General features: G+C 66.5%; 20 protein-coding genes and 2 riboswitches. Of the genes, 12 read left to right on the top strand and 8 right to left on the bottom strand.

Annotated features, from left to right (window positions below):
- The first annotated feature begins 45 nt into the window (after positions 1-45).
- A complete protein-coding gene (locus tag WHH00_RS12265) occupies positions 46-825 on the top strand; it encodes a CPBP family intramembrane glutamic endopeptidase (protein WP_406633105.1) in 780 nt (259 codons plus the stop codon).
- A 62-nt stretch (positions 826-887) separates the two neighbouring features.
- Here WHH00_RS12265 and WHH00_RS12260 read toward each other — a convergent pair whose 3' ends face one another.
- Positions 888-2,507 carry a DUF222 domain-containing protein gene (locus tag WHH00_RS12260; protein ID WP_406633103.1) on the bottom strand — a complete coding sequence of 540 codons (1,620 nt, stop codon included), beginning with the start codon at positions 2,505-2,507 and terminating at the stop codon, positions 888-890.
- Positions 2,508-2,722: 215 nt separating this feature from the next.
- Entirely contained in the window at positions 2,723-3,361 is a 639-nt protein-coding gene (locus tag WHH00_RS12255; protein WP_231454438.1) for a VOC family protein, read from the bottom strand.
- A gap of 162 nt (positions 3,362-3,523) precedes the next feature.
- Positions 3,524-3,639: riboswitch (SAM riboswitch) on the top strand.
- Positions 3,640-3,681: 42 nt separating this feature from the next.
- On the opposite strand from WHH00_RS12255, the gene WHH00_RS12250 reads away from it, so the two are divergent.
- The 4 genes from WHH00_RS12250 (at position 3,682) to WHH00_RS12235 (ending at position 9,164) form a co-directional block, all read left to right on the top strand.
- The gene (locus WHH00_RS12250; protein WP_406633101.1) at positions 3,682-5,007 is read left to right on the top strand and encodes a bifunctional o-acetylhomoserine/o-acetylserine sulfhydrylase; all 1,326 of its coding nucleotides are present in this window, start codon (positions 3,682-3,684) and stop codon (positions 5,005-5,007) included.
- Positions 5,008-5,126: 119 nt separating this feature from the next.
- A riboswitch (SAM riboswitch) is annotated at positions 5,127-5,242 on the top strand.
- Between the two features lie 13 nt (positions 5,243-5,255).
- Positions 5,256-6,371 (top strand): homoserine O-acetyltransferase, encoded by a 1,116-nt coding sequence (locus WHH00_RS12245; RefSeq protein ID WP_406633099.1) that lies wholly within the window; start codon positions 5,256-5,258, stop codon positions 6,369-6,371.
- Positions 6,372-6,552: 181 nt separating this feature from the next.
- Positions 6,553-7,935 carry an MFS transporter gene (locus tag WHH00_RS12240; RefSeq protein WP_406633097.1) on the top strand — a complete coding sequence of 461 codons (1,383 nt, stop codon included), beginning with the start codon at positions 6,553-6,555 and terminating at the stop codon, positions 7,933-7,935.
- A 110-nt stretch (positions 7,936-8,045) separates the two neighbouring features.
- On the top strand, positions 8,046-9,164 hold the full coding sequence (locus WHH00_RS12235) for an alcohol dehydrogenase catalytic domain-containing protein (RefSeq protein WP_406633095.1): 1,119 nt from the start codon (positions 8,046-8,048) through the stop codon (positions 9,162-9,164).
- Positions 9,165-9,232: 68 nt separating this feature from the next.
- Here WHH00_RS12235 and WHH00_RS12230 read toward each other — a convergent pair whose 3' ends face one another.
- Positions 9,233-10,132: a LysR family transcriptional regulator gene (locus WHH00_RS12230; protein WP_406633093.1), complete on the bottom strand. Its 900-nt coding sequence runs from the start codon at positions 10,130-10,132 to the stop codon at positions 9,233-9,235.
- 134 nt (positions 10,133-10,266) lie between these two features.
- Between WHH00_RS12230 and mmsB the strand changes: the two genes are divergently transcribed.
- Both mmsB and WHH00_RS12220 read left to right on the top strand, forming a co-directional pair.
- Positions 10,267-11,169, top strand: a complete 903-nt coding sequence (mmsB, locus tag WHH00_RS12225; protein WP_406633091.1) for a 3-hydroxyisobutyrate dehydrogenase — start codon at positions 10,267-10,269, stop codon at positions 11,167-11,169.
- Between the two features lie 62 nt (positions 11,170-11,231).
- Positions 11,232-12,716, top strand: coding sequence for a CoA-acylating methylmalonate-semialdehyde dehydrogenase (locus WHH00_RS12220; RefSeq protein WP_406633089.1), 1,485 nt, complete (start codon positions 11,232-11,234; stop codon positions 12,714-12,716).
- 23 nt (positions 12,717-12,739) lie between these two features.
- Here WHH00_RS12220 and WHH00_RS12215 read toward each other — a convergent pair whose 3' ends face one another.
- Together WHH00_RS12215 and WHH00_RS12210 are read right to left on the bottom strand one after the other, a co-directional pair.
- Positions 12,740-13,279 carry a hypothetical protein gene (locus WHH00_RS12215; RefSeq protein WP_406633087.1) on the bottom strand — a complete coding sequence of 180 codons (540 nt, stop codon included), beginning with the start codon at positions 13,277-13,279 and terminating at the stop codon, positions 12,740-12,742.
- A 58-nt stretch (positions 13,280-13,337) separates the two neighbouring features.
- Positions 13,338-14,207 carry an SGNH/GDSL hydrolase family protein gene (locus WHH00_RS12210; protein ID WP_406633086.1) on the bottom strand — a complete coding sequence of 290 codons (870 nt, stop codon included), beginning with the start codon at positions 14,205-14,207 and terminating at the stop codon, positions 13,338-13,340.
- Between the two features lie 78 nt (positions 14,208-14,285).
- Between WHH00_RS12210 and WHH00_RS12205 the strand changes: the two genes are divergently transcribed.
- Positions 14,286-14,936 (top strand): alpha/beta hydrolase, encoded by a 651-nt coding sequence (locus WHH00_RS12205; protein WP_406633084.1) that lies wholly within the window; start codon positions 14,286-14,288, stop codon positions 14,934-14,936.
- Positions 14,937-15,022: 86 nt separating this feature from the next.
- Here WHH00_RS12205 and WHH00_RS12200 read toward each other — a convergent pair whose 3' ends face one another.
- Positions 15,023-15,250, bottom strand: coding sequence for an RNA-binding S4 domain-containing protein (locus tag WHH00_RS12200; RefSeq protein WP_231455315.1), 228 nt, complete (start codon positions 15,248-15,250; stop codon positions 15,023-15,025).
- Between the two features lie 33 nt (positions 15,251-15,283).
- Between WHH00_RS12200 and WHH00_RS12195 the strand changes: the two genes are divergently transcribed.
- From WHH00_RS12195 to WHH00_RS12185, 3 genes are all read left to right on the top strand, one after another.
- Complete coding sequence (locus tag WHH00_RS12195) at positions 15,284-16,291, top strand: DMT family transporter (RefSeq protein WP_406633083.1); 1,008 nt, start codon at positions 15,284-15,286, stop codon at positions 16,289-16,291.
- Positions 16,292-16,461: 170 nt separating this feature from the next.
- Positions 16,462-17,847 carry a glycine--tRNA ligase gene (locus tag WHH00_RS12190; RefSeq protein ID WP_104185255.1) on the top strand — a complete coding sequence of 462 codons (1,386 nt, stop codon included), beginning with the start codon at positions 16,462-16,464 and terminating at the stop codon, positions 17,845-17,847.
- Positions 17,848-17,849: 2 nt separating this feature from the next.
- On the top strand, positions 17,850-18,884 hold the full coding sequence (locus WHH00_RS12185) for a GNAT family N-acetyltransferase (RefSeq protein WP_406633080.1): 1,035 nt from the start codon (positions 17,850-17,852) through the stop codon (positions 18,882-18,884).
- A 66-nt stretch (positions 18,885-18,950) separates the two neighbouring features.
- Here WHH00_RS12185 and WHH00_RS12180 read toward each other — a convergent pair whose 3' ends face one another.
- A complete protein-coding gene (locus tag WHH00_RS12180) occupies positions 18,951-19,775 on the bottom strand; it encodes a lysophospholipid acyltransferase family protein (protein ID WP_406633078.1) in 825 nt (274 codons plus the stop codon).
- A 10-nt stretch (positions 19,776-19,785) separates the two neighbouring features.
- Positions 19,786-20,538: an alpha/beta hydrolase gene (locus tag WHH00_RS12175; protein WP_406633076.1), complete on the bottom strand. Its 753-nt coding sequence runs from the start codon at positions 20,536-20,538 to the stop codon at positions 19,786-19,788.
- Positions 20,539-20,680: 142 nt separating this feature from the next.
- Here WHH00_RS12175 and WHH00_RS12170 point away from each other — a divergent pair, with 142 nt between their 5' ends.
- Positions 20,681-22,072, top strand: a complete 1,392-nt coding sequence (locus tag WHH00_RS12170) for a YibE/F family protein (RefSeq protein ID WP_406633074.1) — start codon at positions 20,681-20,683, stop codon at positions 22,070-22,072.
- Positions 22,073-22,129: the final 57 nt, after the last annotated feature.

Here is a 22,129-nt window from a genome sequence, read left to right as displayed (position 1 = left end):
AGGGGTAATCAGCCCGGATCCAGAAAATGAAGGCAAGATGGGAGCATGCTGGTTCCCTCCCGCCGTCGCCTGCGTCTTGAAGTCTGGATCGTCCTGGGCCTGTCTTTGGGGCAGTCTGCTGTGTATTCCGTGGTGCAGCTCCTGGACAAGATGACCCGGGCGCCGCTGGCGGAAGGTACCTCCACGCTTAACCGCTCGCAGAGCACCCGCGAATATTTCGACCTGACGTACCAGCTGCTGGACATCATCTTCGCGCTGGTTCCCGTGCTGCTGGTGCTCTACTTCCTCACCGACCAGCGGCAGGCCTCGTCCGGCCATGGCAGCAACCCGGGTTCAGCCTTCCAAAAGCTGGGCTTCAACTTCGCCCGCCCCGGCCGGGATCTGCTCCAGGGCCTGGGTCTGGCAGCCCTGATCGGCATTCCTTCCCTGGGCCTCTACGCTGCAGGCAGGGCACTGGGGATTACGACGGCCATCATCCCCAGCGAACTGGACGCGTACTGGTGGACGGTGCCGGTGCTGATCCTGTCCGCGATGCGCCATGCCGTAGTGGAGGAAGTCATCGTGGTCGGTTACCTGATGAACCGCTTCGGAAAGCTCGGCTTGAGCATCCCGCTGTCAATCATGGCAAGCTCGCTGCTTCGCGGCATCTACCACTTGTACCAGGGCTTCGGCCCCTTCATCGGCAACGTGGTGATGGGCATCGTCTTCGCGTGGCTGTACACCCGCACTCGCCGTGTGATGCCGCTTGTCATAGCCCACGCGCTGCTCGACATCGTGGCCTTCGTGGGCTTCAGCCTGTTCGGCAAGGCTGTCGGGCTGGGCTGAGCCTTCGCGGCAACCTCAGGCACTTTTGTCAGCACGACGGCGGGCAGGAGGTGCCGGCTAAGTCAGGTCAGTGCAGGGTCCCGGTCCCTGATCGGGTCCCAGTCGCTCATCGGGTCCTTTGGCAGGACGGGCGGGAGGGCGTAGAAGTCGTCCCAGAGGGGGTCGTCCGCGGGTATGTCGTCCAGGTCTATGAGGTTGTCATCTTCAGGTTCCTCCTGTGGAGGTTCCGGGTATGGGAGGTCTGCGGCAGGGCAGGCACACGCGCCGGGCATGGGCGGGTAGGGCAGCACGCCGGGGACTTGCCCGTTGTGATGCTCCCCAGGATTCAACCCCGCCGGCAGGGCCGAGATGACGGTTTCCGGCCAGTGGGGTGGTTCCCAGTCCTGGTGTTCGCTTTTGTAGTGCCGGCCGGACGGTGAGGTCCAGCCGGGTGGTTCGTCCTTGGTGGCGGGTGTTGGTGTCCACCCGCTGGAGTGCCGAAGTTTGTGGTGCTTGGGGCAGGGTTGTCCGAGGTTGCTGATCCCGGTGGTGCCGCCGTGCTGCCAGGCCAGGAGGTGGTCTGCCTCGTTATCCAGTGAGTTGTTGTTGCAGCCGGGGAAGGGGCATTTGCCGTCCCGCATCCGCAGCCAGTTCCGCATGGCTTTGGTAACGCGGTAGCTGGTCCGCCCGATCTCCAGCGGCGCCCCGTCCCGCGGATCGACAAGGACGCGGTGGAAGGAATCGCCACCGTTCGCGACCAGGTCCCTCGCCATGGACGGCGGGATGGGCCCGAAGCCGTCCAGCATGGCGGGCTCGTCGGTCAGGCCCATCAGCGCGAATACCGGCACCATGACGAGGACCTGCGCACGGATCGTCGACGAGTGGGCGGGATTGCTGCCGCTGGTGAGGATCGCTTCGGCGAACTCGTCGGCCCGGATCTGGGTGAGGGTGCGGGGCTCGTCGGGTCCCTGTGCGGCCCGGGCGAGGGCGTTGAGCCGGTTCCAGCCCGCCATGGCCTGATGCGCGGGGAGGCAGGCCGAAAGCCAGGCCATGCCGTCCTGGTCCGGCCGGTACTCCACCCGGCGGTCCGCCACACCCTTGGCGTGGCGTTTCTCGATCGATTCGGGATGGTGGCGTTCGCGCCAGGTGCGGGCCTTGTGCCGGAGCCGGTGGGCGGGGATTTCCCCGATCGTGGCTGCGGTGGCGGGTCTGGGTGTGTTGGGGTCGAGGAAGTGGGCCTCGAGGGCGGCGGCGCCGGAGGGGTCGAGGGTGGCGGCCTCGTCCGCCAGGGCCAGGGCGTGCTGCCACGAGATTGCTCCGGATTGCAGGGCGGCGAGTGTCAGGGGCAAGGTCGTGTCCAGGGCGTGGGACGTGGCCAGGAACGTGCTTGCGGCCCGCGGCCCGATGGCCAGCACAGCCCCGATTTCCGCCGCGATAGCCATGTCCTGCGCCCGGGCCGGCATCTCCGGTGCCAGGGCCTGGGCGGTGTCGGCGTACTTTATGGCGGCCCGGGCCTTCAGGCCTGCGAGCCCGGCTTCGGCCTCGCTGGCGCCGGCGAGGATGTCCAAGTTCCCATCGGCCAGCCCGGCCAACGGATCAGCAGCCGAAAACGGCTCCGAACCATACCCGTCCACCTCCGCGTTGAGCACAGCAAGGGCGGCGCGGATGTCCGCAAACGCCTTCTCCACCACTTCCCTGCCCATGCACCAATCATGGCAAGGGGGTCTGACATTAACGCCGGAAGAGGCCGGGCGCGCGGGAACCCGGCAAACTGGAACTGCTGGGAGACCAATTCGGCCGCCATCGGCGGGTGACGCCGTTGTCACCTGCTGATGGCGGCCGAAGCTTACGCAGGCAGTCTCAAGTATCTGCCCGGGTTGATACCCGGCGGGGGCGAACCCATGCCGGGAGGGGAGGATCAGATAGTGACTGCCCCGTTGGCGGTCTCGAAAGTCACCGAAAGGATCCCGGGGGTTCCGTGCGGTGCCACCCACTCCACGGCTACGTCTTCCAGCGGCTTCTCCACGGGTTCACCCAGCCACTCGGTTACCCGGGCGGCAGAGCCGGCTATGGTGAGGCAGCTCATCTTGACGTTGCTCTCGTAAGCGTTGGAGGGGTGCAGGGAGGGATCGCCCTCCCACTTGAGCATGTACGGGACCTGGGGGTCCGCGATCAGGCCGAGGATGCCGATCTGCTTCCATACGAGTTCGCGGCCGTCAGGGAACTTACGGTTGCCGTTGACCGAGGAGCGGCCCAGGCGTTCCTCGAAGGGGGCCAGGTCATCTACCTCGACGCACCAGCCCATCCAGCCGCCGCCGGCTGCAGACCGTGCGCGCACTGCCTGGCCGAAGGGCGCCTTGTCCGAAGCCGGGTGGTCCAGGACCTCAACGACCTCAAGGTACTTGTGCCCCGCGAGCGGGATGATCATATTCCGGGTTCCGAACCGCGGGTGCACTCCACCCTTCACTGCCTCGACGCCGAGGGCAGAGGAAATCCGGTCAGTGGTGGCAGCCAGGCCATCGTGTTCACAGGCGTAAGAGACGTGATCCATGCGCATGGCAACATCTTGGCACTTTGTGATCGGGCTCTCAGCTAAGGGTAGCCTTACTGGGATTTTCCGACAGGAGGCGACTCCGCGGACTCCCACAGCGGACATACGCGGGACCATGTTCGTCATAATGCTGTGCCGCTTTGCACAGCTGTTCCTACACTGGGCTCAGGTCATGAGCGCCAGCACCAAGCCCCGGCTTGCTGGCCGGCAACCCTCCTTCCGCGGTGGGGTGCCCCGGGTGAGGACCTGGCTGTCCGGCAAAGGCCGGATGGCAAGCGCGGCCCGCGGTGCTTCGAGCCTGCCGGGCCCAGTCAAAGGAGCCTTAGATGTCCAACGGATGGTCATTCGAAACCCGCCAGATCCACGCAGGCCAGGAGCCGGACAGTGCCACAGGCGCCCGCGCACTCCCTATCTACCAGACCACGTCCTTCGTGTTCCCGAGCGCCGAGAGCGCCGCCAACCGCTTTGCCCTTGCTGAACTGGCACCTATCTACACCCGCATCGGCAACCCCACCCAAGAAGCCGTGGAACAGCGGATCGCCAGTCTTGAAGGCGGACTCGGGGCACTGCTGCTTAGCTCAGGCCAGGCCGCTGAAACCTTCGCTGTCCTGAACATCGCGGAGGCCGGCGACCACATCGTCGCAAGCCCCAGCCTTTACGGCGGAACGTACAATCTCTTCGCCCACACCCTGAAGAAGTTCGGCATTTCGGTCACCTTCGTCGCGGACCCGGACAACCTGGAGCAGTGGCGCGACGCCGTGCAGCCCAACACCAAGCTCTTCTTCGGCGAAGTGGTCTCCAATCCCCGGCAGGACGTCCTGGACATCGAGGGTATCTCCCAGGTGGCCCACGATGCCGGGGTGCCCCTCATTGTGGACAACACCCTGTCCACCCCGTACCTGATCCGGCCGCTGGAATGGGGAGCGGACATCGTGGTCCATTCGGCAACCAAGTACCTGGGTGGCCACGGCTCCGCCATTGCCGGCGTGATCGTGGACTCCGGCAAGTTCGATTTCGGCAAGGACGCGGCGAAGTTCCCGGGCTTCAACACTCCGGATCCCACCTACAACGGGCTGGTGTACGCCCGCGACCTCGGCAAGGACGGTGCCCTGGGCGCCAACCTGTCCTACATCCTCAAGGCACGCGTCCAGCTGCTCCGGGACCTTGGTTCCGCCGTCTCCCCGTTCAACGCCTTCCTCATTGCCCAGGGCCTGGAAACGTTGAGCCTGCGCGTGGAACGCCACGTTGCCAACGCCTTGGACGTTGCGCAGTGGCTGGAAGCGCGTGACGACGTCGAATCTGTCGCCTACGCGGGGCTGCCCTCCAGTCCTTGGTACGAGCGGGGCCGCAAATATGGCCCCAAGGGCACGGGCGCGATTGTGTCCTTCAACCTGGCTGGCGGGGCCGAGGCCGGCAAGCGCTTCGTGGACGCGCTGGAGCTGCATTCCCATGTGGCAAACATCGGTGACGTCCGCTCCCTTGTCATCCATCCGGCGTCGACCACCCACAGCCAGCTTTCCCCGGAGCAGCAGGCGGTGGCCGGGGTAACTCCCGGCCTGGTCCGGTTGTCTGTGGGAATCGAGCACATTGATGACATCCTGGCGGACCTGGAGGCGGGCTTCCGTGCCGCCAAGGCGGCCGTGGGCGCCTGAACAGGAGCAAGGGCCGACGGCGGGTCCCCGGCCCGGCGGGCGTGCTTGCCGGGCCGGGGATCGTCACAACCAGTCACACTCTTGGCGGCAGGCGGGGGCTGTTTCGTACACTCGAACCAGGTCATGAGTGCCAGTGACAGCCCCGGCTTGCTGGCCGGCAACCCTCCTTCCGCGGTGGGGTGCCCCGGGTGAAGACCTGGCCTGCCGGTCATTCGACGGCAGGCAAGCGCGTAAGAAGAGGTCTTGCCATGACGGTTACCGTCGCCCGTACCACCGTTTCCGAGCACGGAATAGTCCGCTATGCCTCCATTGGGGGACTGGAACTTGAAGCCGGCGGATACCTGCCCGACGTCACGCTGGCCTACGAAACCTGGGGCACCCTCAACGCGGACGCCAGCAATGCCGTCCTGATCGAGCACGCACTGACCGGCAGTACCCACGTGACCCGCGGCGATACCGATGAACCGGGTTGGTGGGAGCAGCTGGCCGGGCCGGGTGCACCGGTGGACACGGACCGCTTTTTTGTAGTGTCCATCAACATTGTGGGCGGTTGCTACGGGTCCACGGGGCCGTCCTCGCCGGCACCGGACGGGACTCCCTGGGGATCCCGGTTTCCCCTGGTCACGCTGCGGGACAGCACTGTGGCGGAGGCCCGGCTGGCCGACAAGCTGGGAATCAAGAGCTGGTTTGCGGTGCTGGGCGGTTCCATGGGCGGAGCCCGCGCACTTGAGTGGGCCGTCACCTTCCCGGAACGGGTGCAGCGCTGCGGGGTGATCTCCATCGGCGCCGCCAGCACGGCCGAGCAGATTGCCTTTGCCCAGGCACAGACCCTGGCGATCCGCCAGGATGCGAATTTCAACGGGGGCGATTACTACGGCGGCCCCTTCCCCGAGGATGGCCTGGCCCTGGCCCGGCGGATCGCGCACATCACCTACCGCTCTGCGGCGGAACTGGAAGGCAGGTTTGGCCGCGCACCCCAGGCTCCGGAGTCACCCCTGCAGGGCGGGGTCCTGGCCAGCCGCGGACGGTACCAGGTGGAAAGCTACCTGGACCACCAGGGGAACAAGCTGGTCCGGCGGTTTGATGCCAACAGCTACATCGCCATCACCGAGGCGCTGATGAGCCACGACATCTGCCGGGGGCGGGGGCCGCTTCCCGAGACCCTGGCGCGGTCAGGTGCGCGCTTCTTCGTGGCGGCCGTGGACTCGGACCGGCTCTACTTCCCGGCCCAGTCCCGCGAACTTGCCGCAGCTCTCCCCGGAGAAGTGGACGTGCACCTCATTACGGCGCCCATAGGTCATGACGGCTTCCTGACGGAAATAGGCCAGCTGGGCCACCAGCTCAGGGCGCATCTCTCGGACTAAAACCGCGGTTCGCGGGCCAGCAAATGTGCATTTATGCAGATAGCCTCTGCATGATTCGCCGTTGAGCTTGGCGTTCAGGCAGACCATACTCGTTGGGACCCGGCGGTTCGTGGCCAAAATCACACGTATCCGCCACAGCCTGTCCCAGTGGTGTCGAAGAAGACGCCGAAGGAGTTCATCAATGAGTACGGAAAAGTCCGCCGCGCGGCGGCCCGAGGAAACCGATGTCAAGGCCTCCGGCCTGAAGAAAGTCGTCACGGCCTCCATGGCCGGCACCGTGGTTGAGTGGTACGAATTCTTCCTTTACGCCTCCGCCGCCACGCTCGTGTTCGGCAAGCTGTTCTTCCCCAACTCCGGTACAGAGCTGGACGGCATCATTGCAGCCTTCGTCACCTACGCCGTCGGCTTCGTTGCCCGCCCCATCGGCGGCATCGTCTTCGGCCACTTCGGCGACAAGTTTGGCCGCAAGCAGTTGCTGCAGCTGAGTATCATCCTGGTGGGTGTTGCCACCTTCCTCATGGGCTGCCTGCCGACATTTGCGCAGATCGGCTACTGGGCGCCTGCGCTGCTGGTGTTCCTGCGCTTCGTCCAGGGCTTCGCAGTAGGCGGCGAATGGGGCGGCGCGGTGCTGCTCGTCGCCGAACACAGCCCCAGCAAGTCCCGCGGTTTCTGGTCCAGCTGGCCGCAGTCCGCCGTCCCCATGGGCAACCTGCTCGCCACGGCCGTGCTGTTCACCCTGTCTTCCACCCTTTCGCCCGAAGCTTTCCTCGGCTGGGGCTGGCGCGTAGCCTTCTGGCTCTCCGCAGTGATCGTCATCATTGGCTACTACATCCGCACCAAGGTCCAGGACGCACCGATCTTCCTGGAGGCCCGCAAGGAAGTCACCGTCGAGAACAAGGGCTACGGTGTGGCCGAAGTCTTCCGCCGGTACCCCCGCGGTGTGTTCACCGCCATGGGCCTGCGCTTCGCGGAGAACATCCTCTACTACCTTGTTGTCACGTTCTCCATCACCTACCTGAAAGTGGTTGTGCAGACGGACACGTCCCGCATCCTGCTCCTCCTGCTGGTGGCACACTTCATCCACTTCTGCGCAGTCCCGCTGGTGGGCAAGATGTCGGACTCCCTGGGACGCCGCCCGGTATACATGGCCGGCGCAATCCTCGCCGGAACCTGGGGCTTCTTCGCATTCCCCATGATGGACACCGCCAACGACTTCATCATCCTGGCCGCCATCACCATCGGCCTGCTGTTCCACGCCCTCATGTACGCCGGCCAGCCGTCCATCATGGCGGAAATGTTCCCCACCCGCATGCGGTACTCGGGCGTTTCCCTGGGCTACCAGGTGACCTCCATCGTTGCCGGCTCGCTGGCGCCCATCATCGCCAGCTCGCTCCTGGGCAGCTTCGGCTCGTCCCTTCCGGTGGCGTTCTACCTCCTGGGCGCCTGCGTAGTGACGGCGGTCGCTGTCTTCTTCCTCAAGGAAACCCGCGGCATCTCACTTCATGATGTCGATGCCGCCGACGCACAGGGCACGGCCGATCTGCTGGCCGCCGCCAAGAAATAGCCGCCAAGTAGTCCTCACGGCACAGCACCACGGACAGGGCAGCTGCCCGGACCTGCACGCACCGCAGGTCCGGGCAGCCGCCTGTCCACACACTTAAGGTCAGGAACACCATGCGAGCAGCAGTCCTTTATTCCACAGTTCCTTCAGGCACCAGCTATACCGAAGCACGGCCCCTGGTGGTCCAGGAGCTCAGCCGTCCCGAACCCCGCGCCGGCGAGCTTGGCGTCACAATCACCTACTCCAGCCTGTGCCATTCAGACCTGTCAGTGGTGGACGGTTCCCGCGTCAGGCCGCTTCCCATGGCACTGGGGCATGAAGCGGTAGGGCGGGTGGCCGCGGTGGGTGAAGGCGTCACGGACGTGTCCGTAGGGGACCACGTGGTCCTCGTCTTCGTTCCCAGTTGCGGCTCCTGCCGGGCCTGCCGGGCGGGGCGGCCCGCGCTCTGCCACCGGGCCGCTGAGGTCAACGGCTCCGGTGACCTTTTGCACGGCGAAGCCCTGCTGCGCACGCCCGCGGGGGAGCGGATCAACCACCACCTTGGGGTGTCGGCCTTCGCGGATTATGCGGTGGTTGCCCGGGAGTCAGTGGTGGTGATCGACGACGACGTCCCTGACACGGTCGCGGCGATGTTTGGCTGCGCCGTGCTCACCGGAATGGGCGCCGTCCTCAACACGGCCGCCATCCAGGAAGGCCAGTCGGTGGCTGTCTTCGGGCTCGGCGCGGTGGGGCTTTCGGCCGTCATGGCTGCGGCGCTCGCGGGTGCTTCCGCCGTCATTGCCATTGACCCCAACACAGCCAAGCACGGGCTGGCCATGGAGTGCGGTGCAACAGCGGTGGGGACCCCGGAGGACGCCGCCCGCCTGATCGCGGAAGCTGCCGGTGACGGTGTGGACATCGCGGTCGAGGCGGTGGGCTCGGCCCGGGTGATCGCGTCCTGCCTTGGGCACGTGACGAGGGGCGGCGCCGTCGTCTCCGTCGGCCTGCCGCACCCCACCGCAGAGCTGACAGTGCCTGCCCTGCAGTTCGCCGGGGCGGGCAAGCGGCTGCTGGGCTCGTACATGGGCGACGCCGTACCGGACCGGGACATTCCCCTCTACCTGGGTTACTGGCGGGACGGCCGGCTGCCAGTGGAGCTGCTGCACACCGACACCAGGCCCCTCGCCGAGATCAACGAAGGACTCGATGCGCTCGCCGCCGGGCAGGTGGTGAGGCGGCTTTTCCAGGCCTGAAGCCGGGCCGGCTGCCAACACGCAGGTCGCAAATTACCAAGTCGCTGACAGTTCAGGCCGCCAGCAGGTCACGCGGCCAACAGGTCCTGGCGCACCGCCACCTCCTGCTGGAGCGCGCCAATCACGGCCTGGACCCGGGCGGACCGCAGCGATTCCGGCCGTGCCACTGCCCAGATGGGGACCTGGCGCTGGAAGGCGTCAGCGAGCACCGGAACGAACTCCGGGTTGCGCGCCACCATGAAGTTTGGCAGCAGCCCTATTCCGGCGCCCCGGCGCACCGCCTCCACCTGGGCGAAGATGCTCGTTGCCTGGAAACTTGATCTGGGCATGGGCAGCTGGGAGGAGCGGTGCCCCAGCTCGGCAACCTGGAGCGCGGACTCAACATAGGAGACGAATCCGTGCTGCCGCACGCCGTCGGGCGTCTCCGGCAAGCCGCGCTCCGCGGCGTAGGCGGGGCTGGCGTAGAGCCGGAGGAAGTAATTGGTCAGGAAGATGGCCTGCGCGTTGCTCACGTCGGTGCGGCCCACCACCACCTCCAGGTCCACGCCGGAGCGGTTCTGGCTGACCCTCCGCGTGGCGCTCAACATCTCCACGTTCAGCATCGGATGCCGCTGCTGGAGGCGGACCAGCGCCGGTGTCACGAATTCGGCGCCGAAACCGTCCGAGGTGCTGATGCGCACCATGCCGGACAGGGCGTCCCGGTCCTGGCTTGTGGCAGCGGCCAGCAACCCCAACGTTTCCTCGATCCTTTCCGCCGCGGCCACGGCCGAAGCCCCGAGCTCCGTCAGTTCCCACCCGTGCGGGGTGCGCTCCAGCGTGCGGCCGCCCAGTTGCCTGTCCAGTGCCAGGATCCGGCGCGAAATGGTGGTGTGTGTTGTGCCCAGCGTTTCGGCGACGGCGTTAAAACGCCCAAGCCGGGCCACAGTCAACAGAATGAGTAAATCGTCCGGACTCGGAAGCTGCGCCATCCCTACCTCCCAACCATGTGCATCCATGCACATGGCCTCTGTGAATTTTTGTCTTGATTGCACTTTAGCGGGATGTGAGGGTGGACACAGACCTTGCGGCCGTCGGCCGGAGAAAAAGCAAAGGAGCTTATGCCATGGCAGTCATTGGTTGGATCGGTTTGGGGAACATGGGCGGTTCGATGTCGGCGAACCTCGCAAAGGCCGGGCACGACGTACGGGGGTTCGACCTCAACCCGGGTGCCCTCGCCGCCGCAGAAACCGGAGGGGTGAAGCCGGCAGGCAGCATCGCAGAAGTCGTGGCGGGCGCCGACGCCGTTTTCACCATGCTTCCGAAAGGCGAACATGCAAAGGCGGTCTACCTCGGCGGGGACGGGGTGCTGGCGCACGCCGATACGCGTACCCTCCTCATCGATTCCTCCACCATCGACATCGCCGCGGCGAAGGAACTGCACGACGCCGCCGCTGCCGCCGGCTTCCGCTTCGTCGACGCCCCGGTTTCGGGCGGCATGAGCGGCGCAAAGGCTGGAACGCTGACGTTCATGGTGGGCGGCGAACCTGGTGCCGTAGCGGACGCCAGCCGCTTCATCGAGCCGATGGCCGCCAACGTCATCCCTACCGGCGGACCCACCACGGGGCAGGCGGCCAAGATCTGCAACAACCTGATGCTGCTGATCAACCTGGCGTCCACGGCGGAGGGTGCCGTGCTGGCCGACAGGCTGGGCCTGGACAAGAAGGTGTTCTGGGACATCGCCTCGGTCTCCTCTGGCGACAGTTGGGCGCTGCGGACCTGGTATCCCGTTCCGGGCGTCGTTCCCACCGCAGCATCCAACAATGATTTCGCACCCACGTTCACAGCGGAACTGGCGAACAAGGACATCGGCCTGGCCATCAGCGCTGCCGAGGACACCGGCACACCGCTGGAAATTGGCAGGCACGTGCAGCAGCTGTACCAGCGCCTCATTGACGCAGGCGAGTCCGGCAAAGACTGCTCCATGATCATCAAGCTTGCCGATGGCTCGCTCGACGCAGCGAAGTAGCTGCCTCCGCGAGCCCGCCGTCCACGCCCCAGCCATCTGAACTCCCTTAGAAAGAGACCTCCGTGCACACTATTCCGCATTACATCAATGGCAGCCGCGTCACCGATGCCGAGCGATTCGGCCCCGTCTTCAACCCTGCCACCGGCGAGCAGGAAAAGCAGGTGGCGCTTGCCTCAGCGGCCAGGGTTGAGGAAGCCATTGCCGCTGCCAAAGCCGCGCTGCCGGCCTGGCGGGCTGCGAGCCTCGCCAAGCGGACCAACATCTTTTTCCGCGTCCGCGAAATACTCAACGAGCGCAAGTCCGAGCTCGCCGCCATCCTGACCAGCGAGCACGGCAAAGTGCTCTCCGACGCCGAGGGGGAAATTTCCCGCGGACTGGAGAACATCGAGTTCGCCACCGGCCTCTCCCACATGCTCAAGGGAGAACGCTCCGAGCAGGTGTCCAGCGGTGTGGATGTCCACTCCGTCCGGCAGCCCGTGGGCGTGGTGGCCTGCATTACCCCGTTCAACTTCCCCGCCATGGTGCCGCTGTGGATGATCGGCAGCGCCCTGGCGTGCGGCAACACGGTGCTGTTGAAACCCAGCGAGAAGGACCCGTCCTCTGCCGTGTTCATCGCAGAGGTCTTCGCCGAGGCAGGACTTCCGGCCGGTGTCCTGAACGTGGTCCAGGGCGACAAGGAAGCTGTTGACACCCTCCTGGAACATCCGGATGTCAAAGCGGTCAGCTTCGTTGGATCAACGCCCATCGCCCAGTCGATCTACAAGAGGGCAGCGGACCACGGCAAACGCGTCCAGGCCCTGGGCGGAGCCAAGAACCACATGGTGGTCCTGCCTGATGCGGACCTGGACATGGCCGCCGACGCCGCCATCTCCGCCGCCTACGGTTCTGCGGGCGAGCGCTGCATGGCGGTGAGTGTGCTCGTGGCCGTGGGCAGCATCGCCGATGACCTCGTGGCTGCCATCAAGAGCCGGATGGCCACCCTGAAAATCGGACCCGGCACCGACCCGGCATCCCAGATGGGTCCGCTGATCACGGCCGAACACCGCGAGAAGGTGGCCTCCTACGTTGCCGGCGCCGAAAACGAGGGTGCCACGGTGGTGGTGGACGGCCGGTCACAGCAGTTCGATTCGAACGGGTTCTTCATCGGCGTCAGCCTGGTGGACCACGTCAAGCCCGGCATGAAGGTTTACGACGACGAGATCTTCGGCCCGGTCCTGTCCGTGGTCCGCGTGGACAGCTACAGTGACGCTGTCCGCCTGGTCAATGACAACGAGTTCGGCAACGGGGTTGCCATTTTCACCCGCGACGGCGGCGCCGCGCGGCAGTTCGAGTTCGACGTCGAGGCCGGGATGGTGGGCGTGAATGTGCCCATTCCGGTGCCGGTGGGCACCTTCTCCTTCGGCGGCTGGAAGAACTCCCTGTTCGGTGACACCCACATGTACGGCCCGGACAGCATCCGGTTCTACACCCGCGGCAAGGTAGTGACCACCCGCTGGCCGGACCCGGCAACGTCGGTCATCGACCTGGGATTCCCCCAGGTCGACTGATACGGGCGGCGCCTGGTTGCTTCCTAGCCGTTCATGATCTCGCTGCGGCGGGCCATGTACTCCTCGACGGACAGCTCACCGTTGCTGTACTGCTGGTCCAGTTCCGCGAGCTTGCGCGCGCGGAACCCCTGAGGGGCCGACGGCGGCGGGGGAGTGGCGGGGGCAGCGGGCTGCTGCGGGGCTTCTTCGCGCTGGTTCTGCCCGTACGGCTGCTGTCCGTAAGGCTGCTGCCCGTACGGCGGGAACTGCTGGTCCGTGGGCGGGACGGGCTGGATTGGCGGCAGGGGCTGGTTGGGCGGGAGAGGCGCCGGCCGCTCGATCTGGCGGAAACCGCCCGCGAGGTAGTCCTGCTGGGTGAAGCCGTCCCGCGGCTGCTTGCTCTGCGGACCGTTGGAGCCAAAGCCACCCGGCTCGGGGAATTGCCCGGCGCCGGGGAACTGCTCCGGGTACCGTCCCGAGAAGGTTTGCTCCTGGTTCCGGCGGGCCACGGACTTCCGGTACATCCGCATGGCCATCGGAATCACGAATGACAGGATGATGATCCAGAAAAACAGGTTGCTCACGGTGCTAAGCCTCTCGTGTGTGTCCCTCCAGCTTAACCCCGGCGCGTTTACAACGGACTCAGTTTCGGCTCCCGGCGGCCTGCCCCAGCGGACCCTCGCCGGATCCCAGCGGAACGCCCGGACCAAAGACGGGACCCGGCGTCGGCCGCTTCGCCGTGATGCCGTCCCCTGACGACTGGTTGCGCAGCCGGCGCAGCACCCACGGCACAAAGTACTGGCGGGCCCATACCAGGTCCCCGGAACGCGCCTCCCGCCAGCTCCGTGGCGGGAACGGCTTGGGCTGCAGTGGCTGCAGGGTGTGCTCCACGTTCAGTGAATCCAGCACCATGGCGGCAATGGTGTGGTGGCCCAGGGGCGAGAAATGAAGCCGGTCCTCGTCCCACATCTGGGGGTCGCCGAGCTGGCGGAGGGACCACATGTCCGCAATGACGGCGTCGTGCCGGGCGGCCACTGTCCGCAGGTTCTCGTTGTAGATGGCAACCTTGCTGCGGATCCTGCCGAGCACGGACGTACCGGTGTCCGGGCCGTTGAACAGCACCACCGTGGCGCCGCCCATGGTGAGGATCTGAACCACGGAATCGAGCTTCGCGGCGAGGACGTCGGGGTCCCCTCCCCTCCGCAACAGGTCGTTGCCGCCCGCGGAAAGCGTGACGAGGTCAGGCTTCAGCGCAAGGCACGGGGCGAGCTGCTGGTCCACGATCTGCTGCAGGAGCCGGCCGCGGACGGCAAGGTTGGCATAGGCGAAGTCCGGCTGGATCCGGCCCAGTTCCTCGGCAACGCGGTCCGCCCAGCCGCGGTACCCGCCCGGGCTTGAAGGCTCGGGATCCCCGATGCCCTCCGTGAAGGAGTCACCCATGGCCACATACCGGGTCCACGGGTGGGAGCCGGCGGTCATGGATGGGGTCTCGATGGCGCTTGTGTCACTCACGGTCCTATCCTGCCTTTCGCTTCCCTGGCTACGCCAACGTAGGTAGTTACCTGTGGGTAACTGGTATGAATGGAAACCATGACTGACGCCGAAGTATTTCCTGCCCCTGTTGTCCTGTGGTCCCATCCGGAGGACCAGCGCGATGGCAAGCCCCTGCTGGTGCTCCTGCACGGCTACGGCGCAAACGAACAGGACCTGCTGAGCCTGGCCGACCTGCTGCCCGGCGGCTTCGCCGTCGCGTCCGTCCGGGCCCCCATTGCCATGGGTCCGGGGTTCACCTGGTTCCCGCTCACGGCCTCCATCGACTACTCGCTGGACCGCGTCAAGGAAGCATCGGCCTACGTGCTCGAATGGATCGACGCCATCAAGGCAGGGCACCCGTCCGTATCACTGCTGGGCTTCTCCATGGGCATGGCCATGGCCACCACGCTCCTGCGCCAGAGGCCCACGGACTTCGCCGCCGTCGTCGGGCTTTCGGGCTTCGTGGTGGACGCCGGTGAAGATCCCAGCTTCAAGGACTTCGAGCTGGACGGCACCGTGCCCATGTTCTGGGGCCGGGACCAGCAGGACCCCGTGATCACACCGGACAAGATCGACTTCACCATGGGCTGGGTGCGCAAGCACGTCAAGCTCACCAAGGTTCTCTACACCGGCATGTGGCACGGTATCAACCAGCAGGAGATCGGGCACGTGGGGGAGTTCCTCACCCACGAGGTCCTAAAGAAGTAGGAAGAACGACGGCGGGCGGCGGCATGGCGGCCGCTTGGCGGCTGCGGAGTCCGAACGGCCGCTGCCTGGCTTCCGGCAGGCCGCGGTCAGGCCCCGGGCGCGACGACCTTCACGGTCTGGCCGTTCACCGTCACGGTGTCGCCATTGTGCAGCTGCCGGCCGCGGCGGTCGTCGATCTCCCCGTTGACCTTGACCAGCCCGTTCTTGATGAGCTCCGCGGCCTCCACACCGTCCTCCACCAGGTTGGCGAGCTTCAGGAGCTGGCCCAGGCGGATCATGCTGTCGCGGATGGTGATCTCTTCAACATTGCTCATAGATGCAATGATGCCTGACGTAGGGTTGATTCAATGACTTCCAGCCCCCGCCTGCCGCTGCTCGCAGGCCTTCCACTCGCGGTGGGCGCGGGCCTCGCCATTCCCGTCCAGGGCCGGATTAACGGCGCCCTCGGCACCCGCCTCGATGACGGCATCGCCGCTGCGGTGGTGAGCTTCAGCACAGGCCTGGTGGTGATGGTCCTGATCTCGCTGCTCCTGCCGCGCGGCCGGGCAGGCCTGGCCAGGATCCTGCCCGCGGTCCGCAGCAAAGCGTTTCCGCGCATCTACGTCCTTGCCGGCGGCATCGGTGCGCTCTTCGTCTTCGCGCAGTCCTTCACGGTGGGCATCCTGGGCGTGGCGCTGTTCACCGTGGCAACTGTCACCGGCCAGACGGTCAGCGGCCTGCTGGTGGACAAGCTCGGCATTGGACCGGCGGGCCGGAAACAAGTCACGGCCATCCGCGTCATCGGCTGCCTCCTGACCATCGCCGCCGTCGCCTGGGCTGTGTCACCACGGTTCGCCGCAGCGGGCGGCACCCCGGGGGTGGCGGCCGACGGCGGCGCAGGAACAGGCGGGCCCGCAGCGCTCCTGGTCCCGCTCCTCCTGCCGGTGGCGGCAGGGTTCCTGATGAGCTTCCAGCAGGCCATGAACGGAACGGCCACCGTCCACTACGGCACACCCATCGCGGCCACCCTGGTCAATTTCATTGCGGGCTCCGTTGTGCTGTGGACGGCCTACGCGGTCAAAGTCTCGGTGGCCGGACCGGGGAACCCGCTGCCCGCTGAGTGGTGGTACTACCTTGGCGGTCCCATGGGATGCGTTTTCATCGGCCTTGGTGCGCTGTTGGTCCGGAGCCTGGGCGTGCTGGTCACCGGGCTGGGCATGATCGCCGGGCAGTTGCTCGGCTCGCTCGCCCTCGATGTGGTGCTGCCAACGCCGGGAACAATAGTGGCGCCGGCCACGGTCCTGGGCACCGTCCTTACCCTCGCCGCCATCATCCTGGCCACCCTGCCCTGGCCGCGGGGCGCCCTGCGCAGGTAGCGTCTGCGCAGATAACATCCGGGCAGGCAGCGGCCGGTAGGCTAGGGCACGCAGCTTTTTCGCATTTTCCTTCACCCGCCCCGCAGCCAGAGGTATCCCGCCGCTGGTTCCGCCGGGGCCAGAAACCGCGGACCGCACCCAGCGGCCCTGTAGAAATTGGAGTTACCCCCATGGCAGCAAAATCCGTACTCGACCAGGTCATCTCCCTCTCCAAGCGCAGGGGATTCGTGTTCCAGGCCGGTGAGATCTACGGTGGTTCGCGCTCTGCCTGGGACTACGGGCCCCTCGGCGCCGAGCTGAAGGAAAACATCAAGCGCCAGTGGTGGCAGTCCATGGTCCGCGGCCGCGAGGACGTGGTGGGCCTGGACTCCTCCGTGATCCTGCCCCGCCAGGTCTGGGAGGCCTCAGGCCACGTTGAGGTCTTCTCGGATCCGCTCGTTGAATGCCTCTCCTGCCACAAGCGCTACCGCGCGGACCACCTCGAGGAAGAGTACGAGGAAAAGAAGGGCCGCCCCGCCGAGAACGGCCTCAAGGACATCGCCTGTGCCAACTGCGGCACCCGCGGCGAATGGACCGAACCGCAGGAATTCTCCGGCCTGCTCAAGACCTACCTGGGTCCCGTTGCCAGCGAAGAGGGCCTGCACTACCTGCGCCCCGAAACAGCGCAGGGCATCTTCGTGAACTTCAACAACGTGCTCACTACGTCCCGAAAGAAGCCGCCGTTCGGCATAGGCCAGATCGGCAAGTCCTTCCGCAACGAGATCACTCCGGGCAACTTCATCTTCCGCACCCGCGAGTTTGAGCAGATGGAAATGGAGTTCTTCGTCGAGCCTGGCACGGACGAAGAGTGGCACCAGTACTGGATGAAGGAGCGCATGGCCTGGTACACCGGCCTGGGCATCCGGGAAGAGAACCTGCGCTTCTTCGAGCACCCGCAGGAAAAGCTCAGCCACTACTCCAAGGGCACCACGGACATCGAGTACCGCTTCGGCTTCCAGGGTTCCGAGTGGGGTGAGCTGGAAGGCATCGCCAACCGCACCGACTTTGACCTCTCCACCCACGCCAAAGCCTCCGGAACGGACCTGAGCTACTTCAACCAGGCCACCAACGAGCGCTACACCCCGTACGTGATCGAGCCTGCCGCGGGCCTGACCCGCTCCTTCATGGCGTTCCTGGTGGACGCCTACACCGAGGACGAGGCCCCCAACGCCAAGGGCGGCGTGGACGTCCGCACTGTCCTGAAGCTGGATCCGCGGCTGGCGCCGGTCAAGGCCGCAGTCCTGCCGCTGAGCCGCAACGAGGACCTGTCCCCGAAGGCGAAGGACCTCGGCGCCCAGCTGCGCAAGAACTGGAACATCGACTTCGATGACGCCGGCGCAATCGGCCGCCGCTACCGCCGGCAGGACGAGATCGGCACCCCGTTCTGCATCACCGTGGACTTCGACACCCTCGAGGACCAGGCCGTGACCATCCGCGAGCGGGACACCATGAGCCAGGAACGCGTCTCCCTGGACAAGGTGGAAGGCTACCTGGCCGCACGCCTGATCGGCGCCTGAGCATGGCCATCGAATACCGCGAATGGCGGGAAGGCGACGACCTGGCGCTGCTGGAAATCTGGGGCGACCCCGAAACCCACCAGGCGCGCCAGTTCCGCGGCGCGCTGGCGGTTTCCTCTGCCGGGACCAACGGCATGCCGTGGCGGCGCTGCATTGTGGCCGAGGACGTGATCGACGGCGTCGGGATTCCGGTTGCCGCCGGCGTTGTCTACGAAGCTTCCCTGCATCCCGAGCGGCTCTGGACCTACATAGAGGTGGCTCGGGACCACCGGCGCGCCGGCATCGGTGCCACCCTGCTGGCGATGCTGCGCCGCGAAGCTGCACACTCGCCGTCGGGCGTTACCAAGCTCCGCGCCAAGGTGGAGCCGGGCACCCCGGGGGCCGCCTTCGCTGAGGCCTTCGAACTGGAGCCCATCCAGCGTTCCCGGCTGGTGGTCATTGAACCGGGAGCCCTGCGGCTGCCGGTGTTTCCTGCCGACGGCAACGACGGCGCTCCGGCCAACGATGAGAACGCCGGCTCCGACGTCGTGATGGACCTGGCCACGGGCTCCGTGGAACTCACCGACGTTGTGGGCAGGTACTACACCTCCATCCACGGCTGGGATTCGCCGGGCGTACTGTCGGTGGGCCAGGTGCAGAAGCTCTTCCTGGACGACCTCACCGGTGCGCACGGCGCAATCGTGCTGCGTGCCCGGCCCGAGTCGGCGTTCGGGACAAACGTTGCACCCAGCAAGAAGGGCCGGATCCGGGCCTTCGCCGTGAGCTACGCCGCGCCGGCCAACCCGGACGCGGCGCCAGGCCAGGATGACGCCGGGCCTGAAGCGCCCACGGACGTCTTCGTCGGCCACGAGCCCGCACTTGCCCCGGACGACGCCGCTGAAGCCGTCCGCGACATGCTCGCGCTGATCGCGTACCAGCACCCGGTCATGCTGGAACTGGACGACTCCATGGCCGCCCTCCGTGCCGCCGTCGAGCCCCTGCTCGACAACGGCAAAGCCCGGCTGGCAGGCGCGGAGACCCTGGTGGTCTCCGACTAGGCGCCGCCACCCACCCAGGTCGCAGCAGGTGCCGTTATGGAGTCCCGTTTCGGCATCTGCTGCTGCCTAGCTTGGGCGGTGACCACGACGGCGGCCCTTGGCTGCGTCCTGTGCATCGAGTACCTGCCGCTCGGGTTCGGTCGGCGCGCTGCCGCCCAGGTCCGCGGGCATCCACCAGGCGCCGGGCACCGGCTGCAGCGGAAAGTCCCCAATGCACTTCGCGATCCCGTCCTGGAGCCGGACACGGAGTTCCGCAGTGCCGGCGTCAACATCGTCGCCCGGCGCGAAGGCCAGCGGCTCACCCACATGGATCCGGACCGGTGCCCGCCATGTCCTTCCGGCCGAAAAACCGTGGCCGCGGGTAAGGATCCGGTGGGCGCCCCAGACGGCGACGGGGATGACCGGAACCCCGGCTTCGGCCGCCATCCGGACCGCGCCGGTCCTGCACTCGCGCACGGTGAAGCTGCGGCTCACGCCCGCCTCGGGGAACACGCCAACATACTCACCGGCGCGCAGCTTGGCCACCGCCGCATCATAGGAGTCAGCCCGGCCGCTGTACCCAACCACCACGTGGCCGGCAGCGCTGATGGCCGGCCCGGCAAGCCAATGATCGGCGGCGCCCTGATGGACCAGGAACCGCAGCTCCGCGCGCGAGTGCTTCCACAGCAGGAGCTCGGCGACGGCAAAATCGACGTAGCCAAAGTGCGTGATGGCAAGAACGGCGCCGCTGCCCGGAACCACGGCCCTGGAGGTGCCGGTCCGTGGCCCCGAAGGCGGCAGGTGTTCCGTCCCGCTGCTGATGATCCGGATCCGGAAGACCCGGCGAAGCAGGAGTCCACCGCGGACAATCACACGGTAGAAGAGGTCATTGGGTACGGGACGCCATGCCATGGAATCGTCCCTACAGAGTCACCTGGACGGACGATTCCGGCAGCAGCCTGGTGAAATCCGCGGGCAGGGGGAGCTCACTGCCAATGCTTTCGGAGAACGCCTTCATCACAAAGCCGGTGGTCAGCGTCTGCCACACCCCGATCTTGCGGAGCATGAAGTGGCCTGCACCCTTGAGGGCAACGTACTGCATGCTGGCGGCCTCGGCAGAGGCGCGCCGCGCGAAGAGCAGGGACGCCGAGGCGCTCGTCCACCTGTCTGTGGTCCCGTGGACAATAAGCACCTTGCGGTCGGCGACTCCGGACGTGGGAGTTGCCGGGTTGAGCCAGGGGGCAAGGGCGACGACGGCCTCCACCCCTGGGTGGTCCGCGGCGCACACGGCGGTGAGCCCGCCCATGGAATGGCCCACCAGGAACACCGGCACATCCGGGTGCTGTTCCCGGATCCTGGCGAGTGCCCAGCGGGCGTCCTGCAGCGGCGACATGTCCGGGCCATTCCAGCCCCGAACGCTGTTGCGGAGCGACCACACGGCCAGCCCGTGCTTCCGGCCGGCGCGGTGCAGGTCCCACGCGAAGGGCACCATCCTTGCCGGGCTCAGGTGCCTGGCCTCCACGGGCTCACGGCTCTGGGACTTGCCCCCGTGCAGGACCAGGGCAACTCCCCGGGTGGGACCTGACGATTCCCGGACGCTGAGCACTGCCTCGCGGGCAGTGCCTGATGCTTCGGACGGGCGCGAGCCGCCGTTTTCCGAATTGCTGTTGGCCATACCTGGTACCTCCCAGTCCCCGATGATCCATTTATCAACCCTATGGTGCCGGACGTAGAGTTCAACGTATGAGGTTCTACAGCTGATGGGGTCCGGTCACTCCCACGCTTCCACAGGTCATTCGGAGCCGACGCCGCAGGCGATGGCTGCCCGGCGGAAGGCAAACCGCATCCTCGCGGCAGTGCTGATTCCGCTGACGCTCCTCACCCTCGCGGGGATGGCGATGCTCTGGCCCTCGGGCAGCAAGGAGGGCATCTCCCTGGCCAACCCCTACTCTGCCGCACCCGGGGTCACCTTCGACACCGGCACCATCCAAAGCGTGGTGACGGAAAACTGCATGCAGGGCATTGCCCAGCAGAGCCAGGGCGGCCAGGCCCAGAACCAGCAGGGCCAGCAAAGCCAACAGGGGTCCGACTGCACCTTTGCCTTCACGGAGCCGGACAAGGGCGGAAGCCCGGTCAAGGTGGTGATCAACCCGGACGTCGCCAAATCCCACGGGGTGAAGCCCGGCGACCAGATCCGGTACCTGAACCTGTCCAACGCCCCGGGCGCGTCCGCCGCCCAGGGTTCGCCCGCCTTCATCTTCGTCGACTTCGTGCGGACCCTGCCGATCGTCCTGCTGGCACTGCTGTACGCAGCGGTGGTGATAGCCGTGGCCCGCTGGAGGGGACTGCGCGCCCTAATCGGGCTTGTGGGCGCCTACTTCGTGCTGGCAAGCTTCATGCTTCCCGGGCTGGTGGAAGGAAAACCGCCGCTCCTGCTGGCCCTGGTGGGATCAACGGTGATCATGATCGGGGTCCTGTACTTCGCCCACGGCTTCTCCGCCAGGACCTCCACCGCACTGCTGGGCACCATGTTCGGGCTGGGGATCACGGCGCTCCTGGCTGCGTGGGCAACCGGTGCGGCTAACCTTGCCGGGGTGGGGAACCACGAGGCAACCACCCTGGTCAACACCTCCGCCAACATTTCCATCTCCGGGGTCATCCTCTGCGGGCTCATCATCTCCGGCCTGGGCGTCCTCAATGACGTGACCATCACCCAGTCCTCCGCGGTGTGGGAACTCTACGAACTGGCGCCGGGCAGCAGTGCCCGGAAACTCTTTACCTCGGCCATGCGGATCGGGCGCGACCACATCGCGTCCACTGTTTACACCATCGCATTCGCCTATGCCGGCGCGGCCCTGCCCATCCTCATCATCGTGATGTTGTACGACCGCCCGCTCGCCGACACCCTTACCAGCGCGGAGCTCTCCGAGGAAGTCATCCGCACCCTTGTGGGCTCCATCGGCCTGGTCCTGGCCATTCCGGTCACCACGCTGATCGCCGTGCTGGTGGTCAAGGCCACCGGAGTCCGGGCAGGAGTCCCGGAGGCGCCGGCGCCACAGGCGCCGGAAGCAATCGGACAGGATGAACCGGGAGTGACTGACACCGGGTCGCTGGCGGCCGCGGCCCTTAACCGCCAGTCGCGCCTTGCCGCCGGAGACCAGGACGACGCACCTGCCATCAGGCGGGGACGCCGGGCGGACCGCGGCTGAACCACACCGGCTGACCACCCCGGTTGACCACTTCAACTGACCAACACGGCCGGCCGC

Origin of the sequence: Pseudarthrobacter quantipunctorum (assembly GCF_045291495.1) — a bacterium.
GTDB classification, from domain to species: Bacteria; Actinomycetota; Actinomycetes; order Actinomycetales; family Micrococcaceae; genus Arthrobacter; species Arthrobacter quantipunctorum.
The sequence above is the reverse complement of the archived record's forward strand: the minus strand, read 5'-3'. Positions and strand labels throughout refer to the sequence as shown.